This window comes from Streptomyces genisteinicus, from assembly GCF_014489615.1.
Lineage (GTDB): Bacteria > Actinomycetota > Actinomycetes > Streptomycetales > Streptomycetaceae > Streptomyces > Streptomyces genisteinicus.
Map to the genome: position 1 here is coordinate 357122 of NZ_CP060825.1, position 17104 is coordinate 374225.

Annotated in this window: 2 protein-coding genes; both read right to left on the bottom strand. The window is 77.0% G+C overall.

The genetic code is table 11. The features are described 5' to 3' along the window. Positions 1-228: 228 nt before the first annotated feature. Positions 229-441, bottom strand: a complete 213-nt coding sequence (locus tag IAG43_RS01635; protein WP_187738957.1) for an MbtH family protein — start codon at positions 439-441, stop codon at positions 229-231. After that, positions 438-16721 (bottom strand): non-ribosomal peptide synthetase, encoded by a 16284-nt coding sequence (locus IAG43_RS34315; RefSeq protein WP_187738958.1) that lies wholly within the window; start codon positions 16719-16721, stop codon positions 438-440. The genes IAG43_RS01635 and IAG43_RS34315 overlap by 4 nt, the downstream gene beginning before the upstream one ends. Positions 16722-17104: the final 383 nt, after the last annotated feature.

The window sequence follows — 17104 nt, forward strand, 5'->3', positions numbered from 1 at the left end:
GGCGTGCGGGTCGCGGAGCGGCAGGACGGTCATCAACGTCTCCCGGGCGTCGTCGGATCGGGACGGATCGGCGATCACCCGGGCGACGTTACCCGTGTTCCGGTCCCCCGGCCCCGCCCGGGGCGCGGTGTTCACACCGGGTGACCCTCCCCGCCGTGCGTCAGCGGGTCGTCCCGCGGACGCACGGACCCGGGCGGGGGCGGCTCGCGGGGGCACGCCCCCGCGTCCTCAGGACATGCGGGCGACCAGGCTCGCCGGGCGCAGGTCCGTCCAGTGGGTCTCCACGTAGGACAGGCAGGCCTCGCGGGTGTCCTCGCCGAACACGGTGCGCCAGCCGGGCGGGATCTCGGCGAACACGGGCCACAGCGAGTGCTGGTTCTCGTCGTTGACGAGCACGAGGAAGCGGCCCTGCGGGTCCTCGAACGGGTTGGTGGCGGTCATGCGTCGTCGCTCCTCGGAGGGGGTGTGGTGAGGGACAGCTGGGAGAGGGGTCGGTGGGGGTGGTCCACGGCGTGCCGCAGCAGCGCCGTGAGGCCGGCGGCGAGGCGCGGGGCGTCCGCCGGTCCGTGGAGTTCGCAGTGCACCGGGCCGGCGCCGCGCGGCTCGTGGAACCCCAGCACGAGGTCCGTCCTGGGCGGCCCCGTCGGGACCACGTGGAACGTGCCCATGCCGCCCTCCAGTTCGGCGAGGTCGGCCTGCTCGTGGTGGATGAGCACGACCTGCGGCCCGCCCGGAGGCAGACCGGCCGCGCGGACGACGTCGTCGAAGGGGACGTCCTGGTGGTCCAGGGCGCCGAGGGTGGTCTCGCGCACCCGCTCCAGCAGCCGGGAGAAGGCGGGGTCGCCGCCGGTGTCGGTGCGCAGGACCACCGTCCCGCCGAAGCAGCCGACGAGGTCGGCCAGCCGTTCGTCGGACCGTCCGGCGACCATGGTGCCGATCGGCAGGTCGGTGCCCGCGCCGTGCGCGGTGAGCAGCGCCGCCAGGGCGGCGTGCAGGACCATGAACATGCTGGTGCCGGTGGCGTGCGCGAGCCGGTCGACGGCCTCGTGGAGCTCCTCGTCGAGGACGAAGGCGTACGGCTCTCCGGAGCCCTCGGGGCGGCCCGGTCCGGTCGGCAGCGCGATGTGTTCGGGCACGTCCCGCAGGGTGCCGCGCCACCAGTCGAGCTGCCGGGCGGCCGTGCTGCCGGGATCGGCGGGGTCGCCGAGGAGTCCACCGGCCCAGACCGTGTAGTCGGAGTACGTCACCGGCAGGGGTTCCCAGGCGGGCGCGCGGCCGGCGGCCCGCGCGGCGTAGGCGGTGGTGAGGTCGCGGAAGAGCGGCACGACCGACCACTCGTCCACCGCGAGGTGGTGCGCGGTCAGCAGCAGGGTCTGCGCGCCGTCGGGCCCGGTGAGCAGCGTGGCGGCGAACGGCGCGCCCTTGGACGCGTCCGGTGCGGCGGCGGCGAGTTCGCGAAGGCGCGTGCCGGGGTCGGGGCAGCTCTCGCGGACCAGTGCCCCGGGCGCGGCCGGGCGCTGCCGCGGCACGCCGGAGGGATGGGGGGTGAAGGCGGTGCGCAGGGGTTCGTGGCGGGCGACGAGGTCCGCCACCGCCTCGGCGAGCGCCTCGGCGTCGAAACCGCCGGGCGGCGCGCCCAGCGCGAGGGCGTGGTCGTGGACGCGATGGCGCCGCAGCGACGTCCACTGCCACCGCTGGGCCGGGGCGGCGGGCAGCGCGGTGTCCGCCGGGCCGCGTGCGCCGGACGGGCGCAGCGCCGGCCGGGCGGCGGCCGCCGATGCCAGCGCCGCGGCGATGCGGGACACGGTCGGGGCGTCGAAGACGTCCCGGACGCCGAGTTCGGCGCCGAACTCGGTGCGGATGCGGGCGAGGAGCCGCATCACGGCCATCGAATGACCGCCGAGGGCGAAGAAGTTGTCGTGGACGCCGACGTCCGGCAGCCGCAGGATCTCGCCGAAGAGGCCGGCGAGCCGGCGCTCCGTCGGCGTGTCCGGGCGGTCGGCCCCGGTGAGGGAGGCCCAGTCGGGTGCGGGCAGGGCCTTGCGGTCCAGTTTGCCGTTGGGTGTCAGCGGCAGCGGGCCGTCCAGGGCGACGACCAGGGCGGGCACCATGTACTCGGGCAGCAGTCCCGCGGCGTGGGCGCGCAGCGCCTGCGGGTCGGCCGCGGGCCGGCCGGCGGCGCCGGGCCCCGGCTCGTCGCCGGGGCCGGAGTGCGCCGCGCCGGGGCCGGAGTGCGCCGCGCCGGAGCGGGAGTGCGCGGAGCCGGACCGCCCCGCGCCGGAGCCGGAGTCCGTCGCCGGGAGGTCTCCGGGCGGCGGCTCGGCGACGGTGTAGGCGACCAGGCGGACGATGTCGCCGTCGCGTTCGGGGACGACGGCGGCCTGTGCGACGGCCGGGTGCGCGGCGAGCGCGGCCTCGATCTCGCCGAGTTCGACGCGGAAGCCGCGGATCTTCACCTGGTCGTCCGCGCGTCCCACGAAGTCGAGGTTGCCGTCCGCGCGCCAGCGGGCCCGGTCCCCGGTGCGGTACATCCGCGTGCCGGGCGGTCCGTAGGGGTCCGCGACGAAGCGTTCGGCGGTCAGCGCGCGCCTGCCGAGGTAGCCCCGGGCGAGGCCGCGTCCGGCGACGTAGAGCTCGCCGACGACGCCGGGCGGGACGGGTTGCAGCGTCCGGTCCAGCACGTAGCAGACGGTGTTGGGGTCGGGGCGGCCGATGGGGACGCGGCCGGCGGGCCGGGCGCCGGCCTCGCGGGCGTTCCAGAGCGTGGAGTTGACGGTCGCCTCGGTGAGCCCGTACGCGCAGATCAGGTCGGCGTCAGGGAAGCGGGTGAACAGGTCCGGCGGCACCGTCTCCGTGCCGACCAGGACGGTCGATCCCGCGGGCAGGTCGCAGCCCGGGGGCAGGGCGGAGACGAGGGAGGGCGGCAGGATCATGTGGGTGATGCGCCGGGCGGCGAGGAAGTCGGTCAGCGCGGGCCCCGCGACGCGCGCCTCGTCCGGGACGAGGACGAGGGTGCCGCCGTGGCAGAGCGCCATGACCAGTTCGAAGACGAAGACGTCGAAGCCGACGGAGGCGAACTGGAGCACCCTGCTGTCGCGGCGCAGCCCCATCCGGTCGACGGCGGTGGCGACGAGGCCGGCGATCCCGTCGTGGGAGACGACGACGCCCTTGGGCCTGCCGGTCGAGCCGGAGGTGTAGATGACGTAGGCGGCCTGGTCGAGGCCGGGGGGCGGGGTTCCGGGGGACGCGGCCGGCAGGGAGCCGAGTTCGGCCGCCGTCGCGGGCGCGTCCAGGAGGACGACGGGGGTGCCCGGCACGGCGGGGATCTTCCCGGCGACCTGTTCGGTGGCGACGACGAGGGCCGCTCCGCTGTCCTCGATCATGTAGGCGAGCCGGTCGGCCGGGTGGACCAGATCCAGCGGGAGGAAGGCGGCACCGAGTTTGAGGACGGCGACGACGGTCGCGACCATGTCGGCGGAACGGGGGACCGCCACGCCCACGATGTCCTCGGCGCCCACGCCGCGACCGGCCAGCAGGCGGGCGATCCGGTTGGAGCGGGCGTCGAGTTCCGCGTAGTCCAGCTGCCCGGAACGCTCGGCGACGGCCACGGCGCCGGGGCGCTGCGCGGTCTGCCGGGCGATGAGCGCGGGCAGCGACGCGTCGTCCACCGGGCGTGCGGTGTCGTTGAACCCGGTGAGCACGAGGTCGCGTTCGCCCGGGGCGAGGATGCCGGCGCCGGAGAGCGGCCGGTCGGGTGCGGCGGCGACCGCGGCGGCCAGCAGGAGCAGCCTGTCGCCGATCCTCTCGGCGGTCTCCCGGTCGAACAGCTCGGTCGCGTACTCCAGCCGGCAGCTCAGCGACCCCGGTCCGTCCGCGTCCGGAGTGTGCTCGGTGAAGCTGAGGACGAGGTCGAACTTGGCGGACCGGATGCGGAACGGCACGTCCTCGACCGTGAGTCCGGGCATGCCGGGCAGGTCGCCGCCGCGGGTGTGGTGGCCGACCATCACCTGGAACAGCGGGTTGCGGGCGAGGGACCGCACCGGGTTGAGGGCTTCGACGACGGACTCGAACGGCACGTCGGCGTGCGAGAACGCCGCGAGGTCGGTGTCGCGGACGCGGGTCAGCAGACCGGTGAAGGAGGGGTCGCCGGAGAGGTCGGTGCGCAGTACCAGGGTGTTCACGAAGAAGCCGACCAGGTCGTCGAGGGCCTCGTCGCCGCGCCCGGCGATCGGTGCGCCGAGCGGGATGTCGGTGCCGGCTCCGAGCCGGTGCAGCAGGGCGGCGGCCAGGGCATGGGTCACCATGAACATGCTGGCGCCGTTCTCCCGGGCCAGCCTCCTCAGGGCCCGGTGGACCTCCGTGCCGAAGCGCACGTCGAGTTCGGCGCCGGTGAACGCGGGCCTGGCCGGCCGGGGCCGGTCGGTGGGCAGCTCGATCTCCTCGGGGGCGCCGTCGAGGGCGGTGCGCCAGTACGCCAGCTGCCGGGCGGCCCGGCTCGAAGGGTCGGCCGGGTCGCCGAGCAGACGCCGCTGCCACAGCGCGTAGTCGGCGTACTGCACGGGCAGCGGCCGGAAGCCGGGGGCCTCGCCGGAGCGGCGGGCGGCGTAGGCGGTGGCGAGGTCGCGCAGGAAGGGGCGGTCGGACCACTCGTCGGTGGTGATGTGGTGCAGCAGGAGGATCAGCACGTGGTCGTCGGGCGAGACCTCCACGAGGGTGGCGCGCAGGGGCAGTTCGGCCCGGAGGTCGAAGGGCCTGCCGACCGCGGCGTCCACGAGGGCGTCGAGACCGGTGCCGGTACCAGGGGCGGTGCCGCTGTCGGGGCCGGTACCGGGGGCGGTGCCGCTGTCGGGGCCGGTACCGGTGTCAGGACCTGAGCCGGCTCCGTGGCCGTGTCCGGTGGCGCGCACGCGGTCGAGGACGGGCCGCGCCTCGGCCGGGGGCAGCACCCGCTGGTGCACCAGGCCCTCGCGTTCGGCGAAGACGGTGCGCAGTGCCTCGTGGCGGTCGGTGACGTCGGCGAGGGCGCGGGTGAGGGCGTCCGTGTCCAGCGGACCGCGCAGCCTCATGACGAGGGGGAAGTTGTAGGCGGCGGAGGTGCGTTCGATCTGCTGCACGACCCACAGGCGCTGCTGGGCGTGGGAGAGCGGGAGTTCGGCGGGGCGCGGCTCGGGGCGCAGGGCCGGGCGGTCCGTGTCCCCCGGGGAGACCCGCAGGGCGAGGGCGGCCGGTGTGGGGGCCTCGAACAGGTCCCGGATCGAGAGGTCGGCGCCGAGCAGGGTGCGGGCGCGGCCGATCAGGCGGGTGGCGAGCAGGGAGTGCCCGCCGAGGTCGAAGAAGCCGGCGTCGGCGCCCACGCTGCCCTCGGGCAGGGAGAGCACGTCGGCGAAGAGCGCGCACAGGACCTCCTCGCGCGGTGTGCGCGGGGCGCGGACGGCGCCGGCGGGCGCGAACTCGGGGGCGGGCAGGGCGCCGACGTCGAGTTTGCCGTTGACGGTGAGCGGCAGGGTGGGGGCCGGGACGAGCGCGGCGGGGACCATGTAGTCGGGCAGCGCCGCCTTCAGGTGGGCGCGCAGGGCGTCGAGGAGCGGGGCGGGGTCGGCGGCGGGGTCCTCGGGGACGACGTAACCGACGAGCCGGCGGGTGTCCGCCGTGGTGTCCACGACGACGGCGGCGTGCGCGACGCCGGGGTGGGCGGCGACGGCTGCGGAGATCTCGGCGGGTTCGACGCGGTAGCCGCGGATCTTGACCTGGTCGTCGGTGCGGCCGAGGAAGTCGGTCTGCCCGTCCGGCCTGCGGCGGACCAGGTCCCCGGTGCGGTACATCCGCTCGCCGGGCTCCCCGAACAGGTCCGCGACGAAGCGTTCCGCGGTCAGACCCGGGCGGTCGTGGTAGCCGCGGGCGAGACCGGTGCCGGCGATGTACAGCTCCCCGGGGCAGCCGGCGGGGACCGGCCGGAGCATCGGGTCGAGGATGTACGCGCGGGTGCCGCGGATGGGGACGCCGACCGTGGGCGCCGCGCTGTCCGCGGTGGACCCGCCGAGGGTGTTGATCGTGTACTCGGTCGGGCCGTAGAGGTTGTAGCCGTAGGTGCCGGGGGTGTCGCGGAGCGCGGTCCACACGCCGTCGGTGACGGCCTCGCCGCCGAGCAGGACCAGTGCGGGCCGGTGGGCGCGGGGCGGGGCGGTTGCGGGGCCGGCGGCGCTCGCGTCCGCGGCCTCACCGTCCGCCGCCTCACCGCCGGCCGCCTCACCGTCAGCGGCCTCCGCGTCCCGGTCGAGGAGCCCCTCCTCGATCAGCAGCTGCGCGTAGGTGGGGGTGACGTTGACGACGTCCACCCGGTGGCGGTCGCAGTAGGCCACCAGGGCCGCGGCGTCGCGGCGCAGTTCCTCGTCGCAGACGTGCACCTCGTGGCCCTCGACGAGCCAGAGCAGCTCCTCCCACGACATGTCGAAGGCGAACGACACCGTGTGGGCGATCCGCAGCCGCCGGCCTCCGGCCGAGGCGATGGCGGGATCGAAGATCTCCCGCTGGTGGTTGAGCTGCATGTTGGTCAGGCCCCGGTAGGGCGTGACCACGCCCTTGGGCCTGCCGGTCGAACCGGAGGTGTAGATGATGTACGCGGGGTGCTCCAGCCGGTCCGGCACTCCGGCGGCGAACGCGGGCCGCTCCGCGTCGGCGAGGGGGCCGTCCGGCAGCGCGGCCAGTGCCCCGGCGACCCGGGCGTCGTCGAGCGGGACCTCCTCGGCGAGCGGACCGCCGTCGCCCCGCAGGCCCGGCGCGACGGCCGTCGTGGTGAGCAGGCACAGCGGCCCGGTGTCCTCGATCATCAGACGCAGCCGGTCCGCGGGGTGGTCCAGGTCGAGCGGCAGGTACGCGGCGCCCGTCCGCAGCACGGCGAACAGGGCCACCACGGTCTCGACGGAGCGCGGCAGGGCGAGGGCGACCGCCGTCTCGGGTCCCGCGCCCCGGGCGAGCAGCAGCCGGGCGAGGCGGTTGATCCGGGAGTCCAGCCCGGCGTAGGTGAGGGTCTGCGTGCCGAAGACGAGTGCGGTGTCCCCGGGGGTGCGGGCGGCCTGGGCGGCGAGCATGTCGGCGACGGTCTCGTCGGGGACGCCGGCGCGTCCGGCGCGCCACCCGGCGGCGAGTTCGCGGCGTTCGCCCGGCAGCAGCAGGTCCAGTGCGCCGACGCGGGCCCACGGGTCCGCGGTCAGCCGGTCCACCAGGGCCGTGAACCTCTCGAGCGTGGCACGGGCCGTATCGTCGGAGACCAGGTCGGGCCGGTACTCCAGTTTGACCCCGACGGGGCCGGAGGGGTCGACGATCAGGGTCATCGGGTAGTGGGTGGCGTCCACGCTGCCGACGCCGGTGATGCCGTGACGCTCCGTCAGGTCGCGGAAGGCATCCTCGTCGGCGAAGTTCTGGAGCACGTACAGGGTGTCGAAGAGGGCGGGGTGGCCGCCGGCGCGCTGGAGTTCGGCGAGGCCCAGGTACTCGTGGTCCATCAGCGCCGCCCGCTCGTCGTGCAGACGGCGCAGCAGTGCGCCGACCGTCTCCGCGGGGTCGAGGGCGATCCGCCGGGGGACGGTGTTGAGGAACATGCCGATGGCCGTGTCCACGCCGGGGACCTCGTACGGCCGGCCGGCGACGGTGATGCCGAAGACGACGTCGCCGCGGCCCACGGTCGCGGAGAGCACGAGGGCCCAGGCGGCGGACAGCGCGGCGTCGGCCGTCACGCCGATGTCGCGTGCGCGGGCGCGCAGCCGGTCGCCGAGTCCGGCGGGCAGCGTGGTCGCGCACCGGCGCGGGATCGTGGGATCGCCCCCCGGGTCGCGCGCCACCAGGGTGGGTTCGGCGAGGCCGGCCAGCGCCGCGCGCCACGCACGGCGCGCGGAGTCGGGGTCGCGCTCCGACAGCCAGTCCAGATAGCCGCGGTAGCTGCCGGGCTCCGGCAGTCCCGAGTCGTCGCCGCCGGCCGCGTACAGCTCCAGCAGCTCGCCCAGGAACAGCGACTGGGACCAGCCGTCCCAGGCCACCAGGTGGTGGCGGAGCATCAGCCGGTCGGTGTCCGGGGTCAGCCGGAACAGGGTGAGGCGGAACAGCGGGGGCGCGGTGAGGTCGAACCGCTCCACGCGCGCGGCGGCGGCGAGCCCGGCGAGCCGCTCCCGGCGCGCGGCCTCGTCGAGACCGGTCAGGTCCACCTCGGTCAGCGGTACGGGCACGGAGTCCGCGGCGCACACGAACTGCACCGGGCGGGGCAGCCCGTCGGCCGTGATGCCGGTGCGCAGCCCGGCGTGGCGGCGCAGCAGCGCGGCGACCGCGGCGCGCAGCCGGCCGGCGTCGAGGCGGTGGCCGAAGTCGAAGGTGTCCAGCGCGGTGTAGACGTCCAGCGCCGCGGTGTCGTAGCTGGCGTGGAAGTGGATGCCCTCCTGGAGCGGTGAGAGCGGCCAGACGGCGGTCACCGGGAAGGGGCTCCGCCCGACGACGGCCGCGACGTCCTGCGCTTCGAGTCCGCTCAGCGCGGTGTCGCGGACCGGGGCGGCGCCGGGCGCGGCGGCCGTGCGGGCGTCCCCGGCCCCGGCGGCGGCCGGCGTGCCGGACACGGCGGACGCGGCGGACGCGGCGGGCGCGGCACGGCCGGTGCCCTCGGTGTGCGCGACGAGTTCGCCGAGGGCGGCGGTCCAGCCGTCGGCGAGGAGCCGCACCTCGTCCTCGGCGAGGGGGCCGTCCGCCGTCCAGGTCCAGGTCGCGCGGAGCACCGGCCCCTCGGGGGTGTCGGCGCACAGGGCGTTCAGCTGGAGGACGTACGGGGCGGCCAGTCCCGGGTCCGGTTCCACGGACAGCGCGTCCGCCTCGGGCGCGGGCGACCAGTCGCGGCCGGTGCCCGCCTCGAGCCGGCCGAAGTAGTGGAACAGCACCTGTGCTTCGGACAGGCGGGCGAAGACCGGGGCCAGCTGCGGGTTGAGGTGGCGGAGCATGCCGTAGCCGGCGCCCGCGTCCGGTGCCGAACGGACCGCCTCCCGGACGCCGTCGAGCGCGGCGAGCGGGTCGGGGGCGGCGGGCAGGCGCACCGGATGCAGCCCGGTCAGCCAGCCCACGGTGCGGGTCAGGTCGGCGTCCGTGCCGTCGCGGCCGTGGCGCTCGACGTCGACGAGCAGGTCCCCGTCCGCGCCGGGGCGCCGGCGGGACACCGCGAGGCGCAGGGCGGTCAGCAGCACCTCGGTGACGTCGGCCCCGGTCGCGGTCGGGACCGCGGTGAGCAGGGCGCGGGTCGTGGCGGCGGGCAGGGCGACGCCGAACTCGCGGCAGGAGCCCGCGGTGCCGGTGCGGGCGGCGCCCGTCACCAGGTCGGCGCCGGGTGCCAGGGTGGCGGCCCAGTGCGGGAGTTCGGCCTGGCGGCGGGGGGAGGTCGCCGCCTCGGCGACCTCCCGGGCGTGCCGTCGCAGCGAGGTGGGCACCGGCGGGAGTCCGGGGCGGCGGCCGGCGGCGACAGCCGCCCAGGCGGTGGCGAGGTCCTCCAGCAGCACCCGCCAGGACACGCCGTCGACGACCAGGTGGTGGACGACGAGCACCAGCCGCCCGGGCTCCGGGCCCGCGTCGCACCACACGGCCTGGAGGACGGTCCCGGCGTCCGGGTCGAGCCGTCCGGCCGCCGCGTCCGACTCCTCGGCGACCAGGGCGCGCAGCGCCGCGTCGCCGAGGCCGCGCACGTCGGCCCGGCGCAGCAGAGCGGCGGCGTCGACGCTCCCGGCGGGCCGGGTGTGCGCGGACCAGACAGCGGGGACCCCGGGTCCGAGGTCCATGCGGGCGAGGACGAGGCGGAGGCCGTCGTGGTGGTCGAGCACGGCCTGGAGGACGGCGGCGAGGGTGCCGGCGGTGGCGGCGGCGGGAGTCTGGAGGAGCATCGATAGGTTGAAGCGGCCGATCGGGCCCCCGTCCTCGCGGAGCCGGTGGACGATCGGCAGCAGCGGTACGTCTCCGACGCCGTCGTCGTCCCCGGCGGGCGGGGCGGTGACCGGGGTGTCCGCGGTGTCGCCGAGGGCCGCGGCCAGGGCGGCGGGCGTGCGGTGGGCGAACACGTCGCGGGGGCCGATCGGCAGTCCGGCCGCGCGGGCCCGGCCCGCCAGGGTCATGGCCATGATGCTGTCGCCGCCGAGCATGAAGAAGTCCTCGTCCGGCCCGACCGCGTCGATGCCCAGCACCTCGGCGAAGGCGGCCCGGAGCCGCTGTACGGCGCCTCCGGCGGCGGCGCGCGGCGCGGCGACGGCACGACGTGCCGCCGGGGCGGGGAGCGCGGCGAGGTCGGTCTTCCCGGCGGGGGTGAGCGGCAGCGCGTCCAGCAGCACGACGTGTGCGGGGACCATGGGCGCGGGCAGGGCGGCGGCGAGCGCGTCCCGCAGGGTGCCGGGGTCGGGCGCCGCGCCGGGCGCGGGGACGACGTAGCCGACCAGCTGCCGTGTGCCGCGGTCGTCGTCGCGGGCCACGACGACGGCGTCGGCGACCGTCGGCTGCTCGCGCAGCCGTGCCTCGATCTCACCCGGTTCCACCCGGTTCCCCCTGATCTTGATCTGCTGGTCGGTGCGGCCGAGGTAGGTCAGCACGCCGTCCTCGTCGTGCCGGACGAGGTCGCCTGTGCGGTACATCCGCTCCCCCGGGCCGCCGAACGGGTCGGCGACGAAGCGGCTCGCGGTCAGGGCGGCGAGACCGTGGTAGCCCTGGGCGAGCTGGGCGCCCGCGATGTGGAGTTCGCCGGCCTCGCCAGGGTCGACCGGGCGGAGGTGGCGGTCGAGGACGTAGAGCCGGGTGTTGTCCGCCGGACGCCCCACGGGGACCGTGCCCCGGCCGGGGGCGGCGGGGTCCGCCCGGGCGGAGGTCACCTGGATGACGGTCTCGGTGGGTCCGTAGACGTTGAACAGCGGCACCGAGGTGCGGTCGTGCCAGCGGCGGGCGAGCTCCGCCGGCAGCGCCTCACCGCCGCTGAAGGCCCGGCGCAGGCTCGGCCACCAGGGCTCGCCCGGCACGTCCTCGGCGAGGAGCGCCGTGTACAGCGAGGGCACCAGGTCGACGGTGGTGACCTGCTCGTCGCGGATCAGTCCGGCGAGGTAGCCGGGGTCGCGCTGCCCGCCCGGTTCGGCGACGACGACGGTGCCGCCGGTGAGCAGCGGTACGAACACCTCCTGCAGCGCGGGGTCGAAGCCGGCCCCGTACTGGTGCAGCGTCCGGTCCCCGGGTCCGAAGCCGAAGTGCTCCGCGGTCCAGCGCAGTTGGGAGATCAGGGCCCGGTGGGTCACGGTCACGCCCTTGGGGCTGCCGGTGGACCCCGAGGTGTACATGAGGTACGCGGCGGTGCCGGCGTCGACGGGCGCCGGCGGCGGCGCGGGTTCGGCGGGGCGGGCCGGTATCTCGTCCCGTCCGAGCAGCACCGGGGTGACACCGTCGGCGTGCGGCAGCCGGGCGAGGGAGTCCTCGGTGGCGACGACGGTACGGGCCCCCGAGTCGGCGAGCATCCTCCGGAGCCGGCCGGCGGGGTGGCCGTCGTCGAGCGGGAGGAAGGCGGCGCCCGTCCCGGCGACGGCGAGCAGGGCGGCCACGGCCGCCGCCGAGCGGGGAACGGCGACGGCGACGACGCTTCCGGGTCCGGCGCCGCGCTCGGCGAGCACCCGGGCGAGCGACTCGGCCCGCGCCCGGAGTGCGGCGTACGAGGTGCGCGCGCCGCCGTCGACGACGGCGGTGGCGTCCGGGGTGCGGCGTGCCTGCGCGGCGAACGCGTCGTGCAGGGTCTCCGTCGGCACCGGGCGGACGCGGCCCGCGAGCAGGCCGGGGACGGCTGCCGGCCCGGCGGCGCCCCGGAGCGCGAGCCGGCCTGCGGGCACGTCCGGGTCGGCGGTCAGCTGCTCCAGGAGGGTGGACAGCCGGCCGGCGAGGCGCCGGGCGGCCGGCGCGTCCAGCCGTCCGGGGTCGTGCTCGACGGTGCACGACAGGCGTGCGCCGGGCACCGCGGTGAGGGCGAGCGGGTAGTGGACGGCGTCGCGGACCCGCGATCCGGTGACGCGGACCGCGCCCCGGGGGTCGGACGGCTCTCCCGCGCCGGGCTGGTTCTCCACCACGGCGAACGCCTCGAACAACTCGCCCCGGTCGGCGGCCCGCTGGATGTCGGCGAGGCCCAGGTGCTGGTGCTCCAGCAGATCGGCCTGCTGGTCCTGGAAACGCGCGAGCACCTCGGCGAGCGGTTGCTCGGGACGCCAGGTCAGGCGCGCCGGGACGGTGTTGGCGACCAGGCCGACGAGCGTGCCGACGCCGTCCACGGGCGCCTGCCGTCCGGAGACGGTGATGCCGACGACCGCGTCGTGGCGGCCGGTGAGGTCCGAGACGAGCAGGGCGAAGCCGCCCTGCACCGCGGTGGCGAGGGTCAGTCCGAGCGAGCGCAGGCGCCCCGTGAGCGCGGCGGTGGCCGCGGCGCCGAGGGTGACGGTGTACGCGCCCCGCTCCTCGCCCCCGTCGGGCCGCACCGGGAGCCGGCCGGCGGCGGGGTCGTACCCGGCCAGTGCGGCGGCCCAGGCGCCGCGTGCCGCGTCGCGGTCGCGGCCGGCGAGCCAGGCGCCGTACGCACGGTAGGCGGTGTCCGGGGCGGCCGGGGCGGCGGTCTCTCCTGGCCGGTAGCCGGCCAGGAGTTCGCGCAGGAGCAGGGCGAGGGACCAGCCGTCGGCGACGATGTGGTGCAGGGTCAGCACGAGCAGCGAGCGGTCCGCCGACAGCCGTACGAGCGCGGCGCGCAGCAGCGGCGGGGCGGCGAGGTCGAAGGCGGCCGCCCGCTCGGCCTCGGCGATCTCCCCGGCCATCGCCTCGGCGTCCGCCCGCTCGCGCCCACCGCCGTCCGACAGGTCGTGGACGCTCCAGGGCAGGTCCACGCGGACGGGGACGACCTGGACGGTGCGCCCGGCCGGATCGCGGCGGAAGCAGGCGCGGAGCAGCGGATGGCGGTCGAGCAGACGGGCCGCGGCGGTCCGCAGCGCCTCGGCGTCGACGTCCCCGGCGAGTTCGAGGACGTTCTGCACGGTGTAGCCGTCCGCGCCCCCCTCGTCCATGGCGGCGTGGAAGGCGAAACCCTCCTGGAGCGGGGTGGCCGGGACGACGTCGTACAACTCCCCCAGCCCGTCCCCGATCACGTCCCGCTCCGGGGGCGTGAGCGGCACCAGCGCGAAGGCGCCGGGGACGGGGGCGGGGGGCGCGGACGCGCCCGGGGCGGGGGCGGGGCTCGCAGCGGGTGGGGCCGCGGGCGTGCGGGCACCCGGGTACGCGCCGGCGGCATCACCGTCCGCACAGGCGGGGGCGGCCGGGGCCGCGGGCGTGCGAGCGCCCGCCCCATCAGCGCCCCCGTCCCCGGCGGCGGGACCGGACACACCGGAACCCGCAACAGGCGCGGCCGCGGGCGTGCGGGCACCCGGGGCCGCGGCGGCGGCGTCACCGTCCGCACGGGCCGGGGCGGCCGCCCCACCGGCCCCCTCGGCGGTACCGGGGGCGGCGGAAGGCGCGGAGACGCCCGCGCCGCTCCCCTCCGCGGAGCCCGCCCCGCCCGGCACGGCCGCGGCCGCGGTGGGGGTCGCTGTCGCGACGGTCGCCAGTGCGGCGACCGTGCGGTGGCGGAAGATGTCGCGGGGGCTGATCGTGAGCCCCGCGTCCCGCGCCCTGATGACCAGCTGGATCGCGACGATGCTGTCGCCGCCCAGCTCGAAGAAGCTGTCGTGGACGCCGGCCGTCTCCAGCCCGAGGACGTCGGCGAACAGTGCGGCGAGCACGGTCTCGGCGGGCGTCGTGGGTGCGGCGGAGCCGCCCTGCGCCGTCCACCGGGGCTCGGGCAGCGCCCGGGTGTCGAGTTTGCCGTTCGGGGTCAGCGGCAGCGGGCCGTCGAGACGGACCACGGCCGACGGGACCATCGCGTCGGGCAGGCTCCGGGCCGCCGCCGTCCGGGCGGCGGCGACGGCCGCCTCGCCGCGTCCGGCGCCGTCGTCCCCGGGGACGACGTAGGCCACCAGCCGCCGCACCCCCCGGTGGTCCTCGCGGACCAGTACGGCGGCCTGGACGATGCCCGGGCAGGCCATGAACACGCTCTCGATCTCGCCCGGTTCGACGCGGTGGCCGCGGATCTTGATCTGGCCGTCGGCCCTGCCGAGGAAGTCCAGATTGCCGTCGGCTCCCCATCGGACCCGGTCGCCCGTCCGGTACATGCGCTCTCCCGGCCCCCCGTAGGGGTCGGCGACGAAGCGCTCCGCGGTCAGGCCGGGCCGGCCCAGGTAGCCGCGGGCGAGGCCGCGCCCGGCGACGTAGAGCTCGCCTTCGACGCCCGCCGGCACGGGCCGCAGGGCGGAGTCGAGCACCCGGCAACGGGTGTTGGGGTCGGGCCGGCCGATCGGCGCCGGGCCGGGCCGCCCGGGTTCGGCGGCCCAGAGGGTGGAGTTGACGCTCGCCTCGGTGAGTCCGTACGCGACCACGATGCGCAGCCGTCCCGCCCAGCGGGCGATCAGCTCGGCCGGCACGGCCTCGGTGCCGACGACCAGCACCGCGCCCGCGGGCAGTTCGCACTCGGGCGGGAGCGCGGAGACGAGCGAGGGCGGCAGGATCATGTGGGTGGCGCGGTGCCGTGCGATGTACGTGGTGAGGGCGGGTCCGGCGACGCGTCGCGCGGCGGGGACAAGGACGAGTCGGCCGCCGACGCACAGCGACATGATCAGGTCCCAGACGGTGACGTCGAAGCCGGCGGAGGCGAACTGCAGGACGCGGCTGCCGTTTTCGACCCCGAGCCGGTCGGTGGCCGTGGCGATCAGGCTGCCGACGCCGTCGTGCGGCACCACCACGCCCTTGGGCCGTCCGGTGGAGCCGGAGGTGTAGATGACGTACGCGGCGCGGCCGAGGGGGACGGAGAGGCCGAGCGGGGCGTGGGCCGTCGCGGCGAGGGCGGCGGCGGTCTCCGGGGCGTCGGTGACGACGTGCCGCGCACCGGGCGCCGCGGGGAGGCCGGCGGCCGTCTCCCGGTCGGTGACCACGGTCCGCGCGCCGGAGTCGGCGAGCATGTGGGCGATCCGGTCGGCGGGGTGGTCGGCGTCCAGGGGAAGGTAGGCGGCCCCGGCCTTCATCACGGCGAGCAGTGCCACGATCAGCCCGGGTGAGCGCGGCAGCGCGACGGCGACGACGTCCTCGTCCCGTACGCCGGTGGCGCGCAGCAGCCGGGCCAGCCGGTTGGCCTCCGCGTCCAGCGCGGCGTAGGTCAGTTCGGTTTCCTCGCAGACCAGGGCGACCGCGTCGGGAGAGCGGCGGACCTGTGCCTCGAAGGCGTCCGGCCAGGACAGTTCCGGCACGTCGCGGGGTGCGGTCCCGAAGGTGTCCAGCAGCAGGGCGCGTTCGCCGTCCGTGGTGAGGTCGATCCGTCCGAGCGGGGCGTCCGGGTCGTCGGCGAGGGCGTCGAGGAGCAGGCCGAAGCAGTGCTGGTGGCGGGCGAGGGTCTGTTCGTCGCACATGGCGGCGTCGGCGTCGAGGTCGATGCGCAGGGTGCCGTGCGCGCTCTCGCCGACGGTGATCGCGAGGTCGCTGACGGGTCCGGTCCACTCGCAGCGCAGGTCTCCCCCGGCGGTGCCGAACGGCAGCCGGCCGGTGCCGGGCAGGATGTTGACGGTGGGGCCCACGAGTTCGGCCACGCCCTCGGCCAGACCGAGTTCCCTGGCGAGGTCCTCGGCACGGTACCGGCTGTGGGCGAGCGCCTCGGCGATCCGGTCGCGCACCTGTGCGGCCAGCCCGCTCCCGGTGGTGCCGCCGCTCATGGTCAGACGCAGGGGCACGATGTTGGACACCATGCCGGGCACACCGGCGCTCTCCGGGTCGCGGCGGGTGGTCACCGGCAGGCCCAGCACGAGGTCGTGGGCGCCGCTGACCCGGTGGAGGTAGGCGGCGACGGCGGCGACGAGCAGCCGGGAGACGCGTACGCCGCAGGCGTCGGCGGCGGCCCGCAGGCGTGCGGTGTGCGCGGCGGACAGTTCGGTGGTGCGCCGCAGCCTCCGGCCGACGAGACCCGGGCCGCGTTCGACGAGGCGCACGGGTTCGGCGCGGCCGGCCAGCCGGCCGTGCCAGTAGGCGCGGTCGGCCGTGTGCTGCGCCGATGCCCGGTAGGCGCGTTCGGCGTCCACGAGCCGGCCGAGGGACGGGAGGGAGGCGGTGTCGGTGCCGGGCCGGCCGGCACCCGAGTAGAGCTCGCCCGCCCGGCGGTTGACGAGGGCGACGGTGACGCCGTCGACGGCGATGTGGTGGTAGCGCTGGTACCACAGGACACGGTCGTCGCCGACGCGGAGCAGCGCGTGGGCGTGGAGGGGGTCCCGCGCGAGGTCCACGGGGCGGCCGCGTTCGGCCTCCGTCCAGGCGCGTGCGGCGTCCGCCGGATCGGGCGCGTGCCGCAGGTCGACGACGGGGACGGGCACCGGGACGGGGGCGGGCCACTGGCGCGGGGTGCCGTCGGCCGCCGCCCCGATGCGGACGTGCAGGCACTCGGCCTCCTCCACGGCCCGGCGGACGGCGCCGGCCAGGCGGTCGAGGTCGACCTCGCCGCGCAGTTCGAGGGTGAAGGCCACGTTGAGCGCCGCGCTGTCCGGCTCGATGAGCTGGGCCAGCCACATCCCGTGCTGTCCGCCGGTGAGAGGCGTGCCCGCGGCTGCCGTCCGGTCAGGCTCGGCGTGAAGCATCGTTCGACTGGCCCTTTCGCGTGGGGTGCTGGGGACGTGCGTGGCGGCGCAGGGGCGCCCGGGGCGGCGGTCCGTTCCGGGTGCGCCGCGCGGGGGCGGCGCGGTCGGTCGGCCGCCGGGACGCGCGGAGCAGGTCGTCGGTGCGTACCGGAGCGGGCCGCCCGCGCGAGGAATCTGCGGGCGGGGCAGCGGGTGCCGGTCACGGCCCCTGCCGGACCGTCCCGGCCGGAGGACGGCTGCCGCGACGCCCTGTGCCGGACCGTGCGCCGGGCTGCGCCGGACCGCGGACCGGCCCGTCCGGAACCCGGTCGAAACCGGCCACCGGCCCGACCGGCCCGGTTCGCCCGTCGTGCCCGGTCACGGCTCCCGGGACACGCCCGGAC

Coding starts and splice junctions, on each gene's coding strand:
- IAG43_RS01635 (WP_187738957.1), bottom strand. CDS start 441: ATGACCGCCACCAACCCGTTCGAGGACCCGCAGGGCCGCTTCCTCGTG.
- IAG43_RS34315 (WP_187738958.1), bottom strand. CDS start 16,721: ATGCTTCACGCCGAGCCTGACCGGACGGCAGCCGCGGGCACGCCTCTC.